General features: G+C 59.5%; 17 protein-coding genes. 7 read left to right on the top strand and 10 right to left on the bottom strand.

Annotated features, from left to right (window positions below; translation table 11 throughout):
• Positions 1–14 precede the first annotated feature (14 nt).
• Together treY and treZ are read right to left on the bottom strand one after the other, a co-directional pair.
• Positions 15–2,483: a malto-oligosyltrehalose synthase gene (gene treY, locus HWQ14_RS16225; protein ID WP_176610305.1), complete on the bottom strand. Its 2,469-nt coding sequence runs from the start codon at positions 2,481–2,483 to the stop codon at positions 15–17.
• Positions 2,480–4,267, bottom strand: a complete 1,788-nt coding sequence (treZ, locus tag HWQ14_RS16220; RefSeq protein WP_176610304.1) for a malto-oligosyltrehalose trehalohydrolase — start codon at positions 4,265–4,267, stop codon at positions 2,480–2,482. Before treZ ends, treY begins: the two co-directional genes overlap by 4 nt.
• A gap of 131 nt (positions 4,268–4,398) precedes the next feature.
• On the opposite strand from treZ, the gene HWQ14_RS16215 reads away from it, so the two are divergent.
• From HWQ14_RS16215 to HWQ14_RS16200, 4 genes are all read left to right on the top strand, one after another.
• Positions 4,399–4,926 carry a GNAT family N-acetyltransferase gene (locus tag HWQ14_RS16215; RefSeq protein WP_176610303.1) on the top strand — a complete coding sequence of 176 codons (528 nt, stop codon included), beginning with the start codon at positions 4,399–4,401 and terminating at the stop codon, positions 4,924–4,926.
• 111 nt (positions 4,927–5,037) lie between these two features.
• Complete coding sequence (locus HWQ14_RS16210; RefSeq protein ID WP_176610302.1) at positions 5,038–5,922, top strand: SDR family oxidoreductase; 885 nt, start codon at positions 5,038–5,040, stop codon at positions 5,920–5,922.
• A 107-nt stretch (positions 5,923–6,029) separates the two neighbouring features.
• Positions 6,030–7,010, top strand: coding sequence for an MBL fold metallo-hydrolase (locus HWQ14_RS16205; RefSeq protein ID WP_176610301.1), 981 nt, complete (start codon positions 6,030–6,032; stop codon positions 7,008–7,010).
• Positions 7,011–7,026: 16 nt separating this feature from the next.
• Complete coding sequence (locus HWQ14_RS16200) at positions 7,027–7,920, top strand: LysR family transcriptional regulator (protein WP_176611215.1); 894 nt, start codon at positions 7,027–7,029, stop codon at positions 7,918–7,920.
• Here the strand turns inward: HWQ14_RS16200 and HWQ14_RS16195 are convergent.
• The gene (locus HWQ14_RS16195; RefSeq protein ID WP_176610300.1) at positions 7,896–8,795 is read right to left on the bottom strand and encodes a LysR substrate-binding domain-containing protein; all 900 of its coding nucleotides are present in this window, start codon (positions 8,793–8,795) and stop codon (positions 7,896–7,898) included. The genes HWQ14_RS16200 and HWQ14_RS16195 overlap by 25 nt on opposite strands.
• A gap of 112 nt (positions 8,796–8,907) precedes the next feature.
• Here HWQ14_RS16195 and HWQ14_RS16190 point away from each other — a divergent pair, with 112 nt between their 5' ends.
• The 3 genes from HWQ14_RS16190 (at position 8,908) to HWQ14_RS16180 (ending at position 12,549) form a co-directional block, all read left to right on the top strand.
• Positions 8,908–10,389 carry a UbiD family decarboxylase gene (locus HWQ14_RS16190; RefSeq protein WP_176610299.1) on the top strand — a complete coding sequence of 494 codons (1,482 nt, stop codon included), beginning with the start codon at positions 8,908–8,910 and terminating at the stop codon, positions 10,387–10,389.
• 572 nt (positions 10,390–10,961) lie between these two features.
• Positions 10,962–11,249: a VF530 family DNA-binding protein gene (locus tag HWQ14_RS16185; RefSeq protein WP_148419829.1), complete on the top strand. Its 288-nt coding sequence runs from the start codon at positions 10,962–10,964 to the stop codon at positions 11,247–11,249.
• Between the two features lie 7 nt (positions 11,250–11,256).
• The gene (locus HWQ14_RS16180; RefSeq protein WP_176610298.1) at positions 11,257–12,549 is read left to right on the top strand and encodes a glycoside hydrolase family 10 protein; all 1,293 of its coding nucleotides are present in this window, start codon (positions 11,257–11,259) and stop codon (positions 12,547–12,549) included.
• Between the two features lie 46 nt (positions 12,550–12,595).
• Here HWQ14_RS16180 and dsbG read toward each other — a convergent pair whose 3' ends face one another.
• The 7 genes from dsbG to HWQ14_RS16145 all read right to left on the bottom strand — a co-directional run bounded on the left by dsbG (position 12,596) and on the right by HWQ14_RS16145 (position 21,550).
• Entirely contained in the window at positions 12,596–13,372 is a 777-nt protein-coding gene (gene dsbG / locus HWQ14_RS16175; RefSeq protein WP_176610297.1) for a thiol:disulfide interchange protein DsbG, read from the bottom strand.
• A gap of 65 nt (positions 13,373–13,437) precedes the next feature.
• Positions 13,438–14,988: a methyl-accepting chemotaxis protein gene (locus tag HWQ14_RS16170; RefSeq protein WP_176610296.1), complete on the bottom strand. Its 1,551-nt coding sequence runs from the start codon at positions 14,986–14,988 to the stop codon at positions 13,438–13,440.
• A gap of 90 nt (positions 14,989–15,078) precedes the next feature.
• Positions 15,079–16,095 (bottom strand): LacI family DNA-binding transcriptional regulator, encoded by a 1,017-nt coding sequence (locus tag HWQ14_RS16165; RefSeq protein ID WP_176610295.1) that lies wholly within the window; start codon positions 16,093–16,095, stop codon positions 15,079–15,081.
• A gap of 28 nt (positions 16,096–16,123) precedes the next feature.
• Positions 16,124–17,530 carry a sucrose-6-phosphate hydrolase gene (locus tag HWQ14_RS16160; protein WP_176610294.1) on the bottom strand — a complete coding sequence of 469 codons (1,407 nt, stop codon included), beginning with the start codon at positions 17,528–17,530 and terminating at the stop codon, positions 16,124–16,126.
• Positions 17,530–18,900: a sucrose-specific PTS transporter subunit IIBC gene (locus HWQ14_RS16155; RefSeq protein ID WP_176610293.1), complete on the bottom strand. Its 1,371-nt coding sequence runs from the start codon at positions 18,898–18,900 to the stop codon at positions 17,530–17,532. The genes HWQ14_RS16160 and HWQ14_RS16155 overlap by 1 nt, the downstream gene beginning before the upstream one ends.
• 66 nt (positions 18,901–18,966) lie before the next feature.
• Positions 18,967–20,484 carry a carbohydrate porin gene (locus tag HWQ14_RS16150; protein WP_176610292.1) on the bottom strand — a complete coding sequence of 506 codons (1,518 nt, stop codon included), beginning with the start codon at positions 20,482–20,484 and terminating at the stop codon, positions 18,967–18,969.
• Positions 20,485–20,653: 169 nt separating this feature from the next.
• Entirely contained in the window at positions 20,654–21,550 is an 897-nt protein-coding gene (locus tag HWQ14_RS16145) for an aminoimidazole riboside kinase (protein ID WP_176610291.1), read from the bottom strand.
• Positions 21,551–21,626 lie beyond the last annotated feature (76 nt).

Genomic DNA, 21,626 nt, shown 5'->3' with positions numbered 1-21,626 from the left:
TTTGTTCTCCTCGATTATTCGCAGGTAAGCAGAACCAACAAACATCCCTTTTCAGACGTTAAATCCAGCGTCTCGTGCAGTACGCGACTCTCACCGGTAAACAGATCCCGGTAGCGCTTTCCGGCCAGCTCCTGAGGTATGGCCAATGTGGTATTAACCCACAGCTTCTCGTTGTCGTTAACGCCAAACGCCAGGCGCGGAACGGCGACGATGAGCGCCTCGCCGTCTTTCAGGCGGGCATAAGCGATCATATTCTCCTCGCGCTCGCCGGTTACCTTCAGCGGCAGCCAGTCGCCGTAGCGGAAAAGCTCGGGGTAATGCGGGCGAAGCCGTAACAGCGTGGCGGTGACGTACTGCTTCACGCTGCCGTCTCGCCAGCGCTGCTCGTCGTTAAAGATGTGTCCATCCGCCGCGCTGAGGTTCTCCGCCAGCGCGGTGAAATCCGGTTCCCGGCGGTTGTCCGGGTCAACCAGGCTAAAGTTCAGCGCTTCGCTGCCCTGGTAAATATCCGGCACGCCGGGCGCGGTCAGCTTGATGACCGTCTGACTCAGGCTGTTCATCAGTCCGGCGCGAATAAACGGCTGGAGCGCCTGGCTGAAATCGTGCAGGAACAGGGTGTTATCCGGGGAGAGCAGATGGCGCGCATAGTCCAGCACCACGCTCTCGTAGCTTTCGTTACTGTCGATCCAGTCGGTGCGCTGCTTGGCCTCGCGCAGCGCTTTCTCAAGAAAGCCGAGGAAGCGCGTCTCCAGCGACTGAAGCCCGTCGCGATCGTCAGGCGACAGCGATGCCGGCCAGACGCCCGCCAGCGCCTGGAAGATCATCCAGGTATCGGCGGCGTTCGGCGCGGTGCCGTCATTCAGGAACCGAACCTGGGTCTGGTTCATCTGCCGCCAGCGCGCCAGGCTCTCCCCCCACAGATCCGGCGCTTCCGTCAGCGTGTACAGCCGCGCCCGCGCATCCTCGCCGCGTTTGGTGTCGTGGGTCGAGGTGCCCAGCAGCGCGTCGGGCTGACGGGCGAGCCGAATGCGCATCTCCTGATGAAAGCGGGAGAGTGAAAACGCGCGCGGCGCGGGGTCAGCCCCGACCTCGTTCAGGGCCAGCTCCAGGTTGTGGCGGAAGAACAGCGTATCCTCTACCGATTTCGCCATCAGCGGCCCGGTCAGCTGCTGAAAACGGGTGCGGAAAAGCGAGGCCAGCGCGCGATACTGCTCCGGCAGGTCGCCGGTGAGAATACGCACGATCAGGCTCAGGGCGGGCTCCGACGCGTTAACGCTGGCGACCACGCGGCCGAGCAGCGCCACGTCCGCAGGCGTCAGCCCCTCGCCGGTGCCGTAGGTGCGGTACACCGGAAAGGCGATAAGCAGCTCGCGCAGGGCATGCCGGATATCGTCGCGCTGCACCTCGACGCCGTTGTGCCGGGCCAGCTCGCAGGCAATAGCAAGCAGCGTGGTAAATTCGCCTTCGAAATTACGATCGGTCATCAGGCCTTTGGCCTTGCGCAGCTCTTCATGCGTGTCCACGGGCGCGCCCAGCGTTTCGGCGTGGATGGCCTCCAGCCGCGAGAGGTTGTTATCGTCCACCAGCACTTCGGCAAGGGAGGCGATAAACTCATAGCCCGTCGTGCCCGACACGGGCCACTCGGGGGGAAGCTGCTCCCCTTTGGCGAGGATCTTCTCGACCGTGATATAGCAGTCCGGCCCGGTCGCCGCGCGCAGGCGCTGCAGATACGCCAGCGGATCGGCAAGCCCGTCCACGTGGTCGATGCGCAGGCCGTCCACCACCCCGGCGTGAACAAGCTCCAGGATCAGGCGGTGGGTATCCGCGAAGACCGCTTCATCCTCAACCCGCACGCCCACCAGCCCGGTGATTTCAAAAAAGCGTCGCCACGACAGCTGCTTCGGCGCTTCACGCCAGGACATCAGGCGCCAGCTTTGCGCCTCGTGGATCTCAGCGATGCTCTTATCCTCACTATACGTGCCGGGATTGAGCGGATAGGCGGTGTCGTAATACACCAGCGCCGCCTTTTCGGTGACACTGTCACGTTTTAGTGTGATAGCGCCCCGCTCCAGCTCCGCTTCAAAGGTGTCGCCAAGAAAAGGCAGCGTTAGCGGTCGGGACCAGTCGATGTCAAAGAAGGCGGCGTAGCGGCTCTGTTTGCCGTTTTCAATAACGTCGCGCCACCAGCGGTTTTCCAGCGAGGTGGACATATGGTTAGGAACGATATCCAGAATCAGCCCCATGCCCGCCTGCCGGAGGGCTGCCGCCATGCGGTCGAACCCTGCGCGCCCGCCAATTGCCGGGTCGATTTCATTAGGGTCGGTCACGTCATAGCCGTGAGTGGAGTCCGTGGTGGCCGTGAAAACCGGCGACGCATAGAGATGGCTGATACCGAGATCTTTCATGTACGGTATCAGGTCCACTACGCGATCGAAGGTCATGCCGTTGCGAAACTGAATGCGATAGGTTGAGGACGGGATCATAGCGCTGCTTCTCCATCAGCAAAGCGAACAACAATGCTGTTCGGCGGCAGGCTTTCCTCTGCCTCCGGCCAGCTAAAGATCGTTTTTCCCGGCAGGTCCGGTAAGGCGAGCGGCTTTTTACCGATATTCAGCGCCAGCGACAGCGTCCCGGCTGGAAAACGCCAGCTCACCGCGACCATGCCGAGCGCCGTTTGCAGGACGTTACCCTCTGCGGCGCCCGGCTGTTTCAGTAACGGGACGACATGGCGCTGACGCAGCGCTATCAGCTCGCGCGTTAGCTGCAGCCACGCTCTGCCTTCCCCGGTTTGCGCCTTATCCCAGCCGGGCTTCGAGCGGATAAACGTATCGACGTCGTTGGGATCCGGAACGGCTTCATCGTGGCCGGTATGGCCCGTAAACTCCTTCGCGCGCCCTTCCCGCACGGCCTTCGCAAGGTCCCCGTGGAAGTCGGTGAAAAAGAGGAACGGACGGGTTTCGCCATACTCTTCGCCCATAAACAGCAGCGGAATATGCGGGGAGAGCAGCAGCGCGGCGAACAGGACGCGCGTTTTATCCTCTCCCGCCAGGGTAATGAGCCTTTCTCCCTGAGCACGGTTGCCGATCTGATCGTGATTTTGAATAAAATCGACAAAAAACTGCGGAGGCTGCTCGCGACACTCAACCCCGCGCGACCTGCCGGTCTGAAGCGAAATCTCCCCCTGATAGACAAACCCCTCGGCCAGCGCCCGCGCCAGCTTTTTCTCCGGCTCAAAGGCAAAGTCCTGGTAATAGGCGTGCGATTCCCCGGTCGCGAAAACGTGCGCGGCATTGTGAAAATCATCATTCCATTCGGCGGTAAACAGCGGCGTATTGCCCTTTGCATCGCGCGGATGAAGGAAAATCACGTTGCGGCTGTCCTCGGTGGTGAGATGGATATGGCGATCCGGGAACGCGTCGCGGATCCGCTGCGCAATGTAGGGAAGAATATGGGGTTCAGCGTCGTCGTTAATCTGGTCGATGGCGTCAAAGCGCAGGCCGTCAAGATGGTACTCCGACAGCCAGTACAGCGGCGCCTCGGTAATGTATTGCCGGACGGCGTCAACCTCGTAGGCAATCCCGTTGCCCCACGGAGTCATACGATCCTGATGGAAAAACGCCGGCGAGAGTAGCGGCAGATAGTTGCCCTCGGGGCCGAAGTGGTTGAGCACAATATCCAGCACCACCGAAAGCCCGAGCGCGTGGGCGGCATCGATGAAGGCGTGAAAGTCATCCGGCGTGCCGTAGGCGGAGTGCGGGGCATACAGCAGCACCCCGTCATAGCCCCAGCCGCGCGATCCGCCGAACTGGGACACGGGCATCACCTCCAGCTGCGTAATGCCGAGTTCAGCCAGATACGGCAGTTTTTCGATGGCCGCCCTGAACGTCCCTTCCTCCGTAAAGGTGCCGATATGCAGCTCGTAGATCACCGTCTCTTCCCACGGGCGCCCTTTCCATTCGCCCTGAGCGGGGGTGTAGCGACGCGGGTCGATCACGACCGACGGGCCGTTGACATCGCCCTGCTGCGCGCGTGAGGCGGGATCCGGCACCGCCATACCGTCCTGTAAAACAAACTGATACGTCGTACCGTGCGTGACGCCGGGCACGTCAACCTGAAACCAGCCGTCGCCCACCGCCGCCATCGGAATGTCGGTGTCGGTTAAACGCAACGTGAGATCTCTTTGCCCTTCAGCCCAGACGCGAAAACGTACAACGTCATCGGAAATATATTCAGCACCCCAGTGCCTGCGACATGTTCTGAATTCCATTCACTGTCCTCGAATGACCACATTTTACGCGGAACGAGATACAAGCTTAGACCAGGATGAACAGAGTGTTATGCCAGCAGGTTATGCCGCTTCGTCTATTATCTGTTTATAACTCTTACTTAAGGAATACCATGCAGATTCGAAAAGGATTAAGTACGGACCTCCCCCGTCTTGAATGTTGTGATTTTTCCTTCACGGTCGATCGCATTGCCAGAGAGCCGTTTATCCATGGCGATTTGCATATCGAAGCGCTTGCCGAGCCTTATCTTAAAATCTATGAGCTCGATCTCCAGACGCTGGAAAATCATTGCGTTAATCCCGATGCCATATTTCTGATTGCCGAAACGGATGACGGAGAAATAGCCGGATTTATTACCGCATCCTGCAACTGGAATAAATTTATTTCCGTGGATTACGTTGCGGTAGAACGTTCAAAGCGCAGAACGGGCGCGGCGCACAAGCTGATGGCCGCCACGCACGTGTGGGCACGCAGCATCAACGCGCCCGGGTTACGGCTGGAGACGCAGAACGTCAACGTTTCAGCCTGCCTGTTTTACCGGCAATACGGTTTTATTCTGGGCGGTTACGATCGCTATCTTTACAACGCGCTGCCGGAAAAAGATGAGGTCGCGCTTTTCTGGTATTACATGCTGGCCTGAAGAATTATTTACCGCAGGTAATGGAATATAGATTTGTCTGAATTTGTCAGTTTTGCCCGCTTGCGCTTAATTAGCGACTAATCTTGGAATTCACTATTTAAGGAGGCCGGTATGTCTACAGGAAATAATCACACGCTGCATTACCCTCGTCCGCCGTTTGCAGAACAACCGCAAATGGCCCCCGGGCTGGCATCGGAAATGAAGCCATTACCGGATCATGGTGAAACAAGCTATATCGGGTCGGGAAAGCTGGCAGGAAAAAAAGCGCTTATTACCGGCGGTGATTCCGGTATTGGCCGCGCGGTGGCCATCGCCTACGCCCGCGAAGGTGCGGATGTTGCCATCGGCTATCTGCCGGAAGAAGAGTCCGATGCCGCATCGGTTATCGCGCTGATTCAGGCCGAAGGCCGTAAAGCGGTCGCCATTCCCGGCGACATTCGCGTGGAATCGTTCTGCGATACGCTGGTGGAAAAAGCCGTTGCCGAACTGGGCGGCCTGGATATCCTGGTGAATAACGCCGGTCGCCAGCAGTACTGCGAGTCGATCGATAACCTCACCACGGCCGATTTTGACGCGACGTTTAAAACCAACGTGTATGCGCCTTTCTGGATCACCAAAGCGGCGCTGCGCCACCCGCAGGAAGGGGCGGTAATCATCAATACCTCTTCCGTTCAGGCGTACAAACCGAGCGGGATCCTCGTGGACTACGCCCAGACCAAAGCCTGTAACGTGGCCTTTACCAAGTCTCTGGCCAAGCAGCTGGGGCCGCGCGGCATTCGGGTGAACGCTGTCGCACCGGGGCCGTACTGGACACCGCTACAGTCCAGCGGCGGTCAGCCTCAGTCCAAGGTTCAGCAGTTCGGCGGAGATACGCCGCTGGGCAGACCGGGCCAGCCGGTTGAAATCGCACCGCTGTACGTGCTCTTTGCCTCCGATACCTGCTCATACGCTTCCGGTCAGGTATGGTGTTCCGACGGCGGTACGGGCGTGCTGTAATTCCCTTCCCCAGACCTATCCATTCCATGGATAGGTCACATTCACTTCCCGACCGTTCTCAAAAATCGCAGTTGAACTATGATGAACTTACTATTGAGGAGCCCATCATGTTTACTGTGAAAAAACTTGCTTTATCAACCCTGTTGACCGGTTCTGCGCTTTTCTTTCCGGCGTTCCACGCGGCGGCGGCGAATGTCCCGCAGCATGTGGTTAAACAGCAGGCTGGCGGCTACAGCGTGCAGGTTGGCGACACGATCGTCACCGCCTTTACGGACGGCAGCGTTCCGCAGGATCTGCATACCCTGCTGCGCCGGACGACGGCGGAAAATACCGATGCGCTACTGGCGAAAAACTTCCAGGCCAATCCGGTTGAAGCGTCCATCAACGCGTTCTATATCGCCCTGCCCGGCCACCGGATCCTGGTGGACACCGGCTCAGGCCAGCTCTTTGGCCCCGGGAACGGCGGACGGCTGATTGAGAGCCTGGCGACGCAGGGCATCAGGCCGCAGGATATTACCGACATCCTGATCACGCATGCGCACTCCGACCATGCCGGCGGCCTGGTGAAGGACGGCCAGCGCGTATTTGCCAATGCGCAGGTGTACGTCGGTAAGCCGGACATCGATTTTTTCTTTAACGACGAGAATCAGAAAAAATCAGGCTATGACCAGAACTACTTTGATATTGCACAGAAGACCCTGAAGCCCTATCTGGACGCCGGAAAGGTGACGCCATTCTCCGGAACGGAGCAGCTTCTGCCGGGCATCAGCGGCACGGTTCACCCGGGCCACACTCCCGGCTCCGCGTTCTATACGCTTGAGCGCCAGGGCGAAAAAATAACCTTTGTCGGCGATATCATTCACGTCGCCGCGGTTCAGTTTCCTCAGCCTGATGTCACCATCGCCTACGATGAAGATCAGGACGGCGCCTCCCGGGTTCGCAACGCTGCGTTCGCGGAGTTTGTCAAAAATCGCGCGCTGATTGCGGCTCCGCATCTGCCTTTCCCGGGCATCGGTTACGTCACCAGGGGCGAGCGTGAAGGCTACGCGTGGGTTCCCGTTACCTATACCAACCGTGATGCAAAGTAAGCTGACCTCCTCCGATATGGATATGGACCTGATCCTGGCGCTGGATGCCTTACTCCGGGACAGGAACATTACCCATGCGGCCGCGCGGCTGGGCATCAGCCAGCCGGCGTTATCGGCCCGGCTTGCGCGGCTGCGCGCCCTCTTCGGTGAGCCGCTGTTTGTCCCTTCCCCGCACGGACGCGGGGTGCTGCCTACGCCGCGCGCCGAGGCGTTAAGGCCGCAGGTTGCAGCGGTGCTGCAGGGCATTTCGGCGATGCTTGAGCCCACGACCTTCGATGCGCAAAACAGCAGCCGCACCTTCGTTATCGCCCTGCACGAAAACCCGGCGCTGATGCTTGGGGCTGAGCTACAGAATCAGATCGGCACGCTGGCGCCGGGCATTCGCCTGCGTTTTGCGCTGCCTGAAATCCAGAAACTGCCCGCGCAAATGGAAAGCGGAGAGGTGGATATTTACGTTGGCGTTGACGCGGGGGCGCACGATGCGTGGGTCAGGCGCAGGCTGTTTGACGATGAGTACGCCACGGCACAGCGCAAGGGCCATCCGCGCGGAACGGGGGAGCTGGATCTGGATAGCTATTGCGCCCTTTCCCACCTGGTGGTGTCATCCGAAGGCGATCCTTTCGCAGGCTTTGTCGACCAGAATCTGGCCGGGCTTGGACGCCAGCGAAGCGTGGTAATGTCCACGCAAAGCTACGCCGTGGCGCCTGCGATTGTGGCCGGGACTGATTTGCTCTGTACCCTGCCAAAGCGCATGCTGCAACGCTTCACGCAAACGCTCGATCTGTTTCCGCCGCCGCTGCCTCTCCAGCCGATCGTCATAGGCATGTACTGGCACCCGAAAAACGGCCAGGATACGGCTAACGTCTGGCTGCGCGAACAGATCCTTCAGGCTGCCGGACGGCCGGTGTGATCGAGGAGGCTGAGAAACTTTTTCAGCACCTCGGAGCGTATGATCCGGTGGCATACCAGCGTCAACTCGCTCTCCCGGAGCCGGTCGAGGATCTCCACACAGACCACGTTCTCGATGCGGATAGCCTTTGCCGAGGCGGGCAGCATGGCAATGCCAAACCCCGCGGAGACAAGGCTTATCACCGTGGGAACGTCAGTGGCGCTTTGCACGACGCTGGGCCGGATGCCCGCGCCGCGGCAGGCGTCATAGAAGTACTGCTCCAGCCCCATGCCTTCCGGATCGCGCAGGGCAATCCATTTTTCCTCCTTCAGCGACGAAAGCGTAAGCGCTGCCGAACCCGCCAGCGGGTGCTGGCCCGGCAGCGCCAGCACCGTTTTCTCTGTGGTAAACGGACGGCTTTGCAGATCCTCAGGCAGCGGCGGAAGCGGCGAGCGGATGATGGCGATATCCAGCTGGTTGCTTTGTACGGCGCCGTAGAGGGTTTGCACATTCCCGGTCATGACCGACAGCGTGATGTCCGGCCATTTCGCGTGAAGCTGGCGAAGGGCCGCGGGCAGTTTGCTGTCGAACATCGCGCTCGAAACGCAGCCAAGGTGTAATACCCCCTGCTCGCCTCTGGCGGTTTGCCTGGCGTCCAGGATGGCCTGCTCGGTCATCATTATCGCGACCCGGGCTTTGTTAAGAAAAGCCTCACCGGCGGGCGTCAGGGTCAGACGACGGTTTGCCCGGCTGAAGAGCGTCACGCCCAGACGTTCTTCCAGGGTTTTGATCTGCTGGCTCAGCGCAGGCTGCGCCATATTCAGACGCTCCGCCGCCCGGTGCATGTGAAGCTCCTCGGCCACCACAATAAAATTGCGCATCAGGCGAAACTGCATAACGTGCCCCAATAATTGATATGAAAATACGTATCAAAATAGCATGAATGATGCAATTGATGGTGAATTTGCTTCCACCGACAATGGACGCATTCATCCGAGGGAGGAAAATATGGAAAACCCAATCAACGATCTCAGAAGCGCCATCGAACTGCTCCAGCGCCACGACGGCCAGTACATCGAAACTAACCATCCGGTCGATCCCAACGCGGAGCTGGCGGGGGTATACCGGCATATCGGCGCCGGCGGCACGGTCAAACGCCCAACCCGCACCGGGCCCGCCATGATGTTTAATAGCGTGAAAGGCTATCCCGGCTCCCGGATCCTGGTGGGGATGCACGCCAGCCGTGAACGTGCGGCGCTGCTGCTGGGCTGCGAACCTTCTGAGCTGGCGAAGCACGTCGGTCATGCGGTAAAAAATCCGGTAGCGCCGGTTGTCGTTCCGGCGGCGCAGGCCCCGTGTCAGGAGCAGGTGTTTTATGCCGACGACCCTGACTTCGATCTGCGCAGGCTGCTGCCGGCACCGACGAACACCCCGATAGACGCGGGCCCGTTCTTCTGCCTGGGCCTGGTGCTGGCAAGCGATCCGGAAGACGCGTCGCTCACCGACGTCACCATTCACCGCCTCTGCGTTCAGGAGCGCGACGAACTCTCCATGTTCCTTGCCGCGGGCCGCCATATCGAAGTGTTCCGCAAAAAAGCTGAAGAGGCCGGGAAACCGCTGCCGGTCACCATCAATATGGGTCTGGATCCGGCTATCTACATTGGCGCGTGCTTTGAGGCCCCTACCACGCCCTTCGGCTATAACGAGCTGGGCGTCGCCGGCGCGCTGCGTCAGTCCCCGGTTGAGCTGGTTCAGGGCGTGGCCGTGCGGGAAAAAGCGATTGCCCGCGCGGAGATCGTTATTGAAGGCGAGCTACTGCCGGGCGTGCGCGTAAAAGAGGACCAGCACACCCATACCGGCCATGCGATGCCGGAGTTCCCCGGCTACTGCGGCGAGGCCAACCCTTCCTTACCGGTGATTAAGGTTAAAGCCGTGACCATGCGCCATCGGGCGATCCTGCAAACGCTGGTCGGGCCGGGCGAAGAGCATACCACGCTCGCGGGTTTACCGACCGAAGCCAGCATCCGCAACGCGGTGGAGGAAGCCATCCCCGGTTTTCTGCAAAACGTCTATGCGCATACCGCAGGCGGCGGCAAATTCCTTGGCGTGCTGCAGGTGAAAAAACGTCAGCCCTCAGACGAAGGACGCCAGGGCCAGGCGGCACTGATCGCGTTAGCCACCTACTCCGAGCTTAAGAACATTATTCTCGTAGACGAGGATGTGGATATTTTCGACAGCGATGACATCCTGTGGGCCATGACCACCCGCATGCAGGGAGATGTCAGCATCACCAACCTGCCGGGGATCCGCGGCCACCAGCTGGATCCGTCTCAGGCCCCGGACTACAGCACCTCCATTCGTGGAAACGGCATCACCTGCAAAACCATCTTTGACTGTACGGTGCCCTGGGCGCTGAAGTCCCGCTTCGAACGCGCGCCATTTATGGAGGTAGATCCTACGCCATGGGCCCCAGAGCTATTTAAAAAATAAGGTTATCCCTGCAATCTCCTCTCTTCACCCCCTGCGGGGCTGAGGGTTCCCCAGTTATTTTTAAGCAGTAGCAATAATGTTGCTTTCTGAATGACTGAGGGCTGTCAGCGATGCCCTGGTCCGGCTGTAAATCGCTGAGGCGTTTCCTGCAGGCCGGGGCGAGGCGCAGGGATGCGCCGAGAGGGCGGCTTTACAGGGACGTTACATCCGCCCGTACCCGATAAGCCGGAAGGAATAAGCCGAGGGCACCGCGAAGCGGCGATTTACCGCCGGGAGCCCGGGTCGCCAGGGTGGTGGCGACTGAGCCACCCTGGCACGTTCACCGGTCATGTCGTTACAGAGTAGCAAGGAACATAACGTGAACGGAATGACCACCACCGCCGTATGTTCCCCTCACCCTAACCCTCTCCCCGGAGGGGCGAGGGGATTGCTTAGTGCTCGCATTAATTTGTGGGGAACCCTCAGCCCTGCGGGGTGAAGAACCTTACGCTTAAATTGCCGCTTCCCCTGCTTTCTTGTAACCTTTCATCGTTTATTCCATTCCCCATAATAAATGAGACTACCGGACGCCTATGACTGCACCTGTTTCCAACGATCCTTTGCATGGCGTAACGCTCGAGATGCAGGTTAACGCGCTTGTTGCGCGCTACGGCTGGAACGAGCTGGGCAACCGCATCAAAATTAACTGTTTTCGAAAAGACCCGAGCGTTAAGTCGAGCCTGAAGTTCCTGCGCCGCACCCCGTGGGCGCGCGCGGAAGTTGAAGCCCTCTATCTTGACTCCCTTCATGATGACGGTCCCGCAGAACAGGACGAACCGGCCTTTAATCCCTGGACGGAAAGCCGGACACCCAGGAGCTGATACGCCAATGATGCGACCTGTAAAACGGACCGGCGCGCTGCTTGGCTGCGCGCTTTTACTTGTAAGCTGCACCTCCACGCCGCCGAAGTCGCTCGTTACGCCACTGCCGCAGGCAAATAAACCTCTACCGCAGGCAAACCAGCCCATGCGCGGGATCTGGCTGGCGACCGTCTCCCGCCTCGACTGGCCGCCGGTGTCGTCGGTAAATGGCCGCAGCGCGGAGCAGCGTATCGCCCAACAGCAGCGTGCGCTGACGGACAAACTGGACAAGCTAAAAAGCCTGGGGATCAACACCGTCTTCTTCCAGGTTAAACCGGACAGTACGGCGCTGTGGTCCTCCGACATACTGCCGTGGTCAGATACCCTGACGGGGACTATCGGGGAATACCCGGGCTACGATCCGCTCCAGTTTATGCTGGATGAGGCCCACCGGCGTGGCATGAAGGTTCACGCCTGGTTTAACCCGTATCGCGTTTCCACTAACACTAAGCCCTCGACCATCGCCGCGCTTAACCGGACCTCGTCGCTTCGCCCTTCCAGCGTCTACGTGCAGCATCCCGAATGGATACGCACCTCAGGGGATCGCTTTGTCCTCGATCCGGGCATTCCGGAAGTGCGGGACTGGATAACCCGTGTAGTGATGGAGGTAGTGGATCGCTACGCCATTGAAGGCGTACAGTTCGATGATTATTTCTACACGGAGACGCCCGGCTCCACCCTGAACGATGCTTACACCTTCAGGCGCTACGGCGAGGGGTTTGCGTCAAAAGCGGACTGGCGGCGGCACAACACGCAGGAGCTGATTGTGCAGGTTTCGCGGGCGATTAAGCAGGCTAAACCTGAGGTTGAATTTGGCGTCAGCCCGGCAGGCGTCTGGCGCAACCGCTCGTTCGACCCGGCGGGCTCGGACACGCGCGGCGCGGCAGCCTATGATGAATCCTACGCGGACACCCGCAAGTGGGTACAGCAGGGCTTACTGGACTACATCGCGCCGCAGATCTACTGGCCGTTCGCCCGGGATGCCGCGCGCTACGATGTGCTGACAAAATGGTGGGCCGACGTGGTGAAGCCGACCCATACCCGCCTCTATATCGGGATCGCATTTTATAAAGTCGGCGCGCCTTCCCGAAATGAACCGGACTGGACGGTGAACGGCGGCGTGCCGGAGCTGAAAAAACAGCTGGATCTGAATGATTCACTGCCGGACGTAAAGGGCACGATCCTGTTCCGCGAAGACTATCTTAATCAGCCCCAGACCCAGGAGGCGGTGAATTACCTTCGCGGGCGCTGGGGAAGCTGAAGGAGAACAGGCAGAAACGCCCCGTTTCTGCCTCTCTTTTGCGCGCCTACGGCTTCGGCCCGAACATCGCCTCAAGCTGTTTTGCGTCCGGCATCCCCACGACCTGCTGCAGTTCGTTTTGCTCGTTCAGGTAATAAATTGCCGGCGTCGCGTTCGCACCGAGGCTGTCCATTAGCGTCTGGTGGTTTTGCAGGATCTCAACGGTTTCCCGGGATGCCGCCCCGTCAGGTTTAGGCAATTTTTTGCCGCCGGACAGTTCGTACTCTTTCCATGCCGATACCGGATCTTTGGCATTCAGGATCGCAGAGGCGTTACGCCCGCTTTTCGGGTTAAGGAACGCGACCAGGAGCGTGTTGAGCTGGACCTTGCCGGCCTTCACCCACGGCTGCGCTTCAGCCCAGAACTGCTTGCAGTACGGGCAGAACGGGTCGGCAAAGACAAAGACCTTACGCGGCGCCGTATCTGCGCCCTCTTTCAGCGGGTGCGCCGCGTTAAGCTTTTTCCACATTTCGCGGCCCAACGGCGCGTAGATTTCTTTCTGGAACAGGGCCTCGCTAAGGTTTGTTCCCTTCTCATCATACAGATAGCCCGACACCACATGCTTCCCGTCAGGGGTCAAAAAGAGGGTGACGCCCATATCCTGATATTGCCCCAGCCACGCTGGCGCGCCGCCGGGGGCGTCAATTTTCTTGATGATTTTGATGTCCTGCTGCTCGCTGAATGTCTTCACCACGTCAGGAAGCGACTCTTCTGCCCTGACCAGCCCGGAAACCAGCAGAGCAGAAAGTAACAGCGCCTTTTTCTTTGCAAACCGTTGAAGCATAACGACCTCTCTAAGATATTGTTTTTAGAGTGGTCGAAGTTTATTGCCCTGTCAACGCCTGTCCGTCATGCCGTCCTGGGCAGGCTGAAACTCGAAATACTCTGCGACAGCTGCTGCGCCTGCTCCTCCAGCGAGGCCGCGGCGGCGGCGGACTGCTGCACCAGCGCCGCGTTCTGCTGAGTTACGCCATCCATCTCGGTCACGGCCTGCCCGACCTGACCAATCCCGCGGCTCTGCTCCTCGGAGGCAACCGAGATCTGCTCCATCAGGCTATTAACCTTATTCACCGATGTAATAATAGAATCGATCACCTCTCCCGAGCGGTTAACCAGCTCCGCGCCGTTCTTCACGCTGGAAACGGACTGGGCGATGAGATTTTCGATATCCTTCGCTGCCACCGCGCTTTTCTGCGCCAGGGTGCGGACTTCGCTTGCCACCACCGCGAAGCCACGCCCCTGCGTGCCGGCACGCGCTGCTTCAACTGCCGCGTTCAGCGCCAGAATGTTGGTCTGGAACGCAATGCTGTTAATCACGCTGGTGATATCCTCAATGCGCTTCGAGTTAGAGGCGATGGTATTCATCGTTTCGATAACGTCGCGGGTTACCGCTTCTCCGGTACGGGCATTTTTCACCGCGTCCTGCACCAGCTTACCCGCCTGGAATACGTTTTCAGTATTGTTCGCCACCGTCGCGCTCAGCTCTTCCATGCTGGCGGCCGTCTGGGTTAAGGCGGAAGCCTGCTGTTCAGTGCGCGAGGCCAGGTCGATATTGCCGGAGGCAATTTCCTGCGCCGCGTGCGTTACGGTATGGCTGGCATCGCGCACCTGAGAAATGGTCGCGAGCAGCGCCTGGCGCATCTGCTCCATCGATCCCATCAGGCGATCGATTTCATTGCCTGAGTGAGGCTTAACGGGTACCGGAACGTCCAGCTTCCCGGCTGCAATCTGGCTACAGTGCTCGCGCGCCAGGTTGACCGGCGCGAAGACGACCCGTTTCATCAGGACGCTGACGGCGATAATCACCACCACAAACAGCAGGGCAATGCTGGCGATGATAACCAGCCCTGACACGAAATTGCTGCTCGCATCCTCGTTCAGGCTTTTGGCGTACGTCTGGTGAACGGAGAGGATCTGGTCGAGCACAATCTCATACTGGCGATCGAGCTGAGACACCACCGGAATAAGCGCGTTGAATCGCGCCACGTCCTGGGAAGCGGCTGCGGCGATCAGCGGCTCCAGCCCCTGGTTACGGTAGTTTTGCCACGCGTCCCGGTAGGCGGTAATCAGTGAGGCTTCATCCTGCAAACGCGGCGCGGCCATAAATGCCGAAAAGGCGCCGTCGGCTTTGGTCAGCGCCTCTTTCACCGATGCCAGCTTCGCAGACCGATCCGAGGTATCCCCTGCCTCCACCATTTTCACATACTCCATAACCCTGACGCGCAGGGTCCGGCTGTGGTTGATGGGGTCGATGATGGACAGCACGACCTGAATTTCTTTGTTCACGTTATCCAGCGAATTATTACTTTTTATGATGAGCCCAACGCTGGTAATGGTGCTGGCCACAAAGAAGAAAAGCAGGGAAAACAGGACAATCAGTGATGATTTTTTCAACGACATAACACACCTCAGAGATATAATTTCCCTTTGGTTATCGGCTGAATCAGATCTTTAATTAATTAAAGTTATTGATGTATCCGTAAGTCGTTTTTATTTCGTGCCGCTGTATCGCCGCCGCAGCGTGGCGTCCAGCTTCCGCTGGATCGGCTCCGGCGTTTCTCCTTCAATCAGTTTGCCAATCAGATCGAAGCAGTGCCAGGCGAGCTGGCGATTGTCCTGACGGATGGTATCAACGGGAAGGGTTAAAGAATCATACAGATAGTGGTCGTCAAAGCTGGCCAGGCGTATTTCGCTTTGCAGCAGGTTATGCTGGCCCATGTAGCGTAACACCCCTTCCAGCAGACCGCAGGCGGCGGTAAAGAGGGCTTCAGGCGGGCGGCCAAGGCGCGCGCACAGTTCAGCAAACATTTCGTAGCCGGAGCTTGGGTGGTAATTGCCATGAACGATCCACTCCGGGCGTAGCTCAACGCCGGCGTCGCGCAGCCCCTGCTTAAACCCTTCCAGGCGGTCTCGCGTCGGGGATAACCGCGGCTGTCCGCCGAGGAAATAGAACTCATCTGGATGCTGGCGAGCAATTTCGGCCACCAGTTCAGCGGTAGGGGTAATCGAATCGGTGATGACCGGCGGCAGAGAGCTGTCGTTCATATGGCGGTCAAAGAGCACCACCGGCAGCTGTTCGCTCAGCTTCTGATAGTCCGCGTCGTTAAGCATGCTGGAGGCGACGATCAGCCCGTCCACCTGGCGCGCCACCATGTTATTGACCACCACCGTCTCCTGGCCCGGATTTTCATCGCTACACGAGATCAGCAGCTGAACGCCCGCCTCGCGGCACAGGGTCTCCAGTTCGTGAGAAAAGACGGCAAAACCGTAGTTGGTGATCTCCGGCACCACCAGACCAATGGTGTGGCTGCGGTTATCCCGCAGCGAACGGGCGTGAATGCTGGGCTGGTAATGGTGCTCTTTGGCAATCGCCAGCACGCGCTCGCGCGTCTCCTCCGCCACCCGAAGCTCTTTGCTGCGGCCGTTCAGCACCAGGCTGGCGGTGGCTTTTGACACCCCCGCCAGCTCCGCAATGTCTTTAATGGTAACGCGTTTTGTTTTTCTCACAACGACCTGGTTCCGGCTGCCAAAACCGCTATTCTATCATGCAGCTGCGCAGCGACCAGTAGCGTAATGTGATGTCGGACGCACCTTCGACGCGCACCCGTGCCGGATGGTCGGGAAAATAGCGGCTGCTCATGACCCCTTCACCGTGATTGATGAAAATTTCAACGCTGGAACGGTCGCACAGCACGCGCAGATGGTGCACCTCTCCCCGCCAGTAGCGGGTTAACGTTTCTCCGGTTTTCAGGCTGGCCCGCTCCAGGCGTATACCCTCGTCATCGACAGCGAGCCGCAACGTCCCGGCAAAATCCACGTTCACGCGCGAGGCGCTCAGCTCGAACTCCAGGCGCGTTCCGTCCAGTTCCGGCGCATCGTCGGCGCGACCCTGCCAGTAATTTTCCTCCTCGCGCAGCGTTTCCAGCTCGCGCACCGGAGTTTGCAGGAGCTTACCGTCGCGAAAGCGTAGCTCTCGTGGACAGCTCATCTGATGGATCCAGCCGTGCGCGCGGGTCGGCTGGAGCATCTCCTCCCCGTCCGGCACGCCCATCCAGCCGATAAGAATACGTCGGCCGTCCTCTGCCACCGCGGTTTGCGGCGCGTAAAATTCGAAACCGGCATCAAGCTCGTGCAGCTCGCCGTGCGCAAAGGCAGCCGTTTCCTCATCAAACGCCCCGCTCATCCAGACGGCCAGATAGGTGTTGAGATAGCGGTGCGGCTCGCGCGCCAGCCCCTGCGGGCAGCAGATCAGGACGTGCGTGCCGTCGAGCGCAAACAGATCCGGGCACTCCCACATATACCCGGCATCCGTAAGCCCGTTCACCCCGTGTCCGGCAATTTCACCGCAGGGCTGCCAGCAGCGTAAATCCCCGGATCTGTACAGCAGCACCTTGCCCCGCTTCTGTAGATCCTGCGCGCCGAGCACCATGTACCACAGCCCGTTCTGGCGCCACACCTTCGGATCCCGGACGTGTCCGGTATACCCTTCCGGCAGCGGCAGCACCGGCCCCAGCTTGCTAAAAGTGCCATCGTCATTTTGCACCGCCAGACACTGCCAGGCGGTGCGGCCGCCATCGTCAAACTTGACGTTGCCGGTATAGCACAGGGTCAGCGCGCCGTTATCATCCACGGCGCTGCCGGAGTAACAGCCGTTACGGTCATAGTCTTCGTCGGGCATCAGCGCCATGGGCTCATGCCGCCAGTGCACCATATCCGCTGAACTCCAGTGGCCCCAGCACTTGTAGCGATGATCGCTTTCCAGCGGGTTCCACTGATAGAACAGGTGGTAACGTCCGGCAAACCAGATAAAGCCGTTCGGATCGTTCATCAGCCCCGTCACCGGCGCAGGATGCCACTGGGGATAGTGGCTGTCCGCCAGCGCGCGCGGCTGGCCTTTCATTACGGCCTGCAGCACGGCAGGCCAGCGGGAAGCAGAGGTCATTATTCAGAGTCCGTTTTATACTTCAGCAGCAGGGAGACGGTAAACGCCACGCCAAAGGCTATCACCATGCCGATAATATAGTTGAGCAGCGAGCTGCCCTGTACGATCGCCATGCCGGGAATGGCGGTGAGCCCGACGGCGGTCATGTAAACGTGCACCGACACCACCCAGGCGCCGCCCGCCGCGCCGCCGATCAGCGCCGCGATAAACGGCTTCACGAAGCGCAGGTTGATACCGAAAATCGCCGCCTCGGTAATGCCCAGCATCGCCGAGAACGCCGACGGTAGCGTGATGGCTTTGATTTTGGCATCGCGGGTTTTGAACCACACCGCCAGACACGCCCCGCCCTGCGCCACGTTCGCCATCGCCCAGATCGGCAGCAGGAAGTTAACGCCTATCGACGGGTTACCCAGCAGCCCGGCCTCGATGGCGTGGAAGCTGTGGTGAATACCGGTGATGACGATGACCGAATACAGGCCGCCAAACAGCAGTCCCGCCAGCCAGCCCGCGTGCGCAATCAGGGTGCTGAGGATGAAGGAGATGCCGTCGCCCAGCGCGCGTCCCGCCGGGCCGATAATCAACAGCGCGATAAAGCCGGAGATAATGACGGTCAGGAACGGCGTCAGGATCAGATCTAACGCGTCCGGGATCGCCCGGCGCAGCTGCTTTTCCACGATGCTCATAAACCACACCGCCAGCAGCACCGGGAACACGGTACCCTGATAGCCAATCATGGCAATTTCAAGGCCGAAAAAGTTCATGGTCTGGAAGCCGGACGCCACGCCCCAGGCGTTGGTCAGCGCCGGGTGCGTCAGAATGCCCCCCAGCGTTGCCCCCAGATACGGGTTGCCGCCAAACTCGCGCGCGGCGGTGAAGCCAATCAGGATCGGCAGAATGATAAACGCCGCCGAGCTGCACATGTCCAGCATGATATAAAGCGCGTTGTCCGGATCCACCCAGCCGTAGGTTTTCACCATCCCGAGCAGGCCCATCAGCAGGCCGGAGGCCACAATCGCCGGAATAATCGGCACGAAGATATTGGAGAGCAAACGGGCGATGCGCTGGAACGGATTCAGCTTGCGTGCCGCTATATCCGCCGCCTCCGACTTGCTGGATTCGCTAATCCCTGCCGCCTGAATAAACGCCGCGTAAACTTTATTCACCACCCCCGTACCGAAGATCACCTGCATCTGTCCGGCGTTACGAAAACAGCCCTTTACGCCTTCAACCTTGCCGATGGCCTGCTGGTCGGCAAGCGCATCATCGACCAGGACCAGACGAAGACGCGTCGCGCAGTGCGCCGCGCTGGCGATGTTCTCTTTGCCGCCGAGCAGCGGAATAAGCTCGCGGGCAATTTGATAAAAATCCATAGATACCTCTTCCTGACGTCTTTTTATGATGTTCAAAACGCCCCCGCGGTGCGGGAGCGTACAGGGTTAAAACCAGGTTTCCATCTGTACCCCAAAGTTCCATTCCCCGCCTGCGTTGAAGCCGCTGCTGCCAAAGGCGTCATCGCTGGCATAGTTATCCAGCCTGCTGCTCCAGTCCATCCACGTGGCGAACAGGCGCAGCTCCGGACGGCTGAAGAAATCGCCAATCTTGCCCGCCTTGAGCGTCGGGGCAAAGGTTAGCTTGTAGAAGCTGCCGTTTACCGCGTTGCGATCCTTGTAGCCTTCCGGGGCTAAATCCATGTACTGATAGCTGCCCTCAAACGCGAGGGCGAAATTCTGGGTAACCTCCTTGATGAGGCGGGCGTTAAGCGTGACCCACTCGTAGCTGTCGCCCTTCACGTAGCGGTCCTTGCTGCTCTGCGCCAGCACGGCGGGCGCAACGTGCCAGCCACCGCCCAGCGGCGTGACACCGTAACTTGCAAAGCGCCACGTATCGGCTTCCGACAGCAGCGCACCGTCAGCGCCGATGCTCTTCACCTCTGCACCCAGACCGTGGCCGTAGAGCAGCGCCGTTTTGGCGGAACCTTCGCGAAGGCCGTAGAAACTGTCGTTATGCAGACCGACCAGGGCATGCACACCGTTATTCGCCGCGTCGGTTTTAATCGGATCGCCGTTGCTGTCCTTACGGTCGTCATTATCTTTTGCCCGCAGGCCGCTGACCATCACCTGCAACGGCCCGGCGAAGTGATTCATGCTGAGGATGTAGTTCTGTACGTTGTTGTCGATCTCCTCCTCGCTGCCAAAGTTGCGGCCATAGAGAGAGAAGTTGCTGCGCAGCGTGTCGTTCCACTTCACGTCGTACACGCCGCCGCCGGTTCCGGCGAGAAACACCACGTCGGAATCCAGCCAGTGAATGTCGAAATTATCGCGATCGAAGCGTTTACCCGCCCAGAAGGTGCTGCCCTTCAGCGCGCCGGTGAAGTCCGGCAAATTGCCCAGTTCGGCAAAGGCCTGACGAATATTCAGGTCGCTGCTGTCGGCCGACCAGTCATTATAGGTTTTCTGACCGTCGGCCAGCATCGCCTTAAAGCGCGTCGTGGCGCCATTCTCCAGCGTCTGGTTGTGCTCAACGTTCAGCTCAACGTAGGTGTCCGCTTCGTTCCCCAGGCGGCCGATGGCCCCGCCCGTTTCTCCGGCGGGAGTCAGGTACGGTCCGCTTTTGCTGCCGGAGGCCGCGTCGTTCATCAGCAGACCGGAGCGGGCGTAGCCGTGAAACTCAAAGCCGCTGCTGCGGTCGGCTTTTTTCTCCAGTGCCGCGGTACGTTGCGCCACCTCCCGGGTGGTGGTTTGCGTTTTCTGCTGGGCCGCCACCAGCTGCTGCGTTTTTTGTTCCGCCGCCGTGGCGCGCTTTTCAGCAACCTGCGCGCGGGTTTCCGCCTCCTGCAAACGCTGCTCCAGCGCTGCAAGGCGGGCTTCGATACTGTTCATATTCGTCTGGGCAAAGACAGAGGTACTGCCGGCCAGCATGCCTATCATCACGGCAAGCGTGCGTTTTTTATACATTTTGTCGCATTCCTGGAAAAGTCGGTGAAAGTGCTAAATTGCTAAACCGGTTTAGGCTGATGATACTAAACCGCGCAATTTTGGATCGGCAATGTTTTTTGCTAAACCGATTTAGTAAGTGTGATCGAGGCGACAGTTCAGGCCGCCGGGCGGCGGCCAGGTGAGAAAATTACAGCTCGTGACGGTACGGCAGCGCGGTCATTGCCCCCTTTGCGGTGGTCGCCAGCGCGCCGCAGCGCTGCGCGATCGCGATAACGGCCGGGAGGTCGGCGTCTCCCTCGCGCGCCAGCCCGAACAGCAGCCCGGCCACGAAGGCATCCCCCGCGCCGGTGGCATCAACGCATTCAACGGAGGTGGCGGGATAGTGCCTCAACGCGCCTTTCTGCCAGGCGGTAACCCCCTCTTTCCCCTGCGTCACCAGCACCAGCCGGGCCCGACAGCCGCGCATCAGCGCCGCCAGCCCCTCGTCCACCTGCGCGTTTCCGGTTAAAAACGCCAGTTCTTCAACCGAGAGCTTCACCACGTCGGCACAGGCCAGTGCCCGCTCAAGACACGCGCGCAGGTCTACTTCATCGTGCCACAGATCGGCGCGAATATTGGGATCGAAGCTGACAAACCCGCCGGCCTGTCTGATGGCCGCCATCGCCTGAAACGCGGCAGAACGGCTGGGTTCCGCGCTGAGCGCGATGGAGCAGACGTGTAGCCACTCCCCGGCGCGAAAGGCCGGGAGATCGGCGGGTTCAAGGAATAAATCAGCGCTCGGGCGAACCATAAAGGTAAAGGAGCGCTCGCCGCGGTCGTCGAGGTCAACCACCACCGTGGAGGTGCGATGCTGCGGATCGAGACGCATCCAATGCGTATTAACCTTCTCGTCCGCCAGCGTCTTCTGCATAAAGCGTCCGAAGGGATCGTCGCCCACCCGGCCGATAAATGCGCTCCTCCCGCCCAGACGGGCGACGCCCACCGCGACGTTGGCCGGTGCCCCGCCCGGACACTGCAGCAGTTTACCCTCGCCGTCCGGCAGAAGATCCACTACCGCATCGCCAAGTACCCAGATTGTATCCATATCACCTTCTTAGCTAAATTTTGTTAAACCGGTTTAGCTATTTAAGCACAGGTGACAGGTCCGGGAAATAAGCGTG

Source organism: Enterobacter cloacae (assembly GCF_013375935.1).
In the GTDB taxonomy this organism is placed as follows: Bacteria; Pseudomonadota; Gammaproteobacteria; order Enterobacterales; family Enterobacteriaceae; genus Enterobacter; species Enterobacter pasteurii.
Note: the sequence above shows the minus strand (reverse complement) of the source record. Positions and strands in the feature narration are given on the sequence as shown.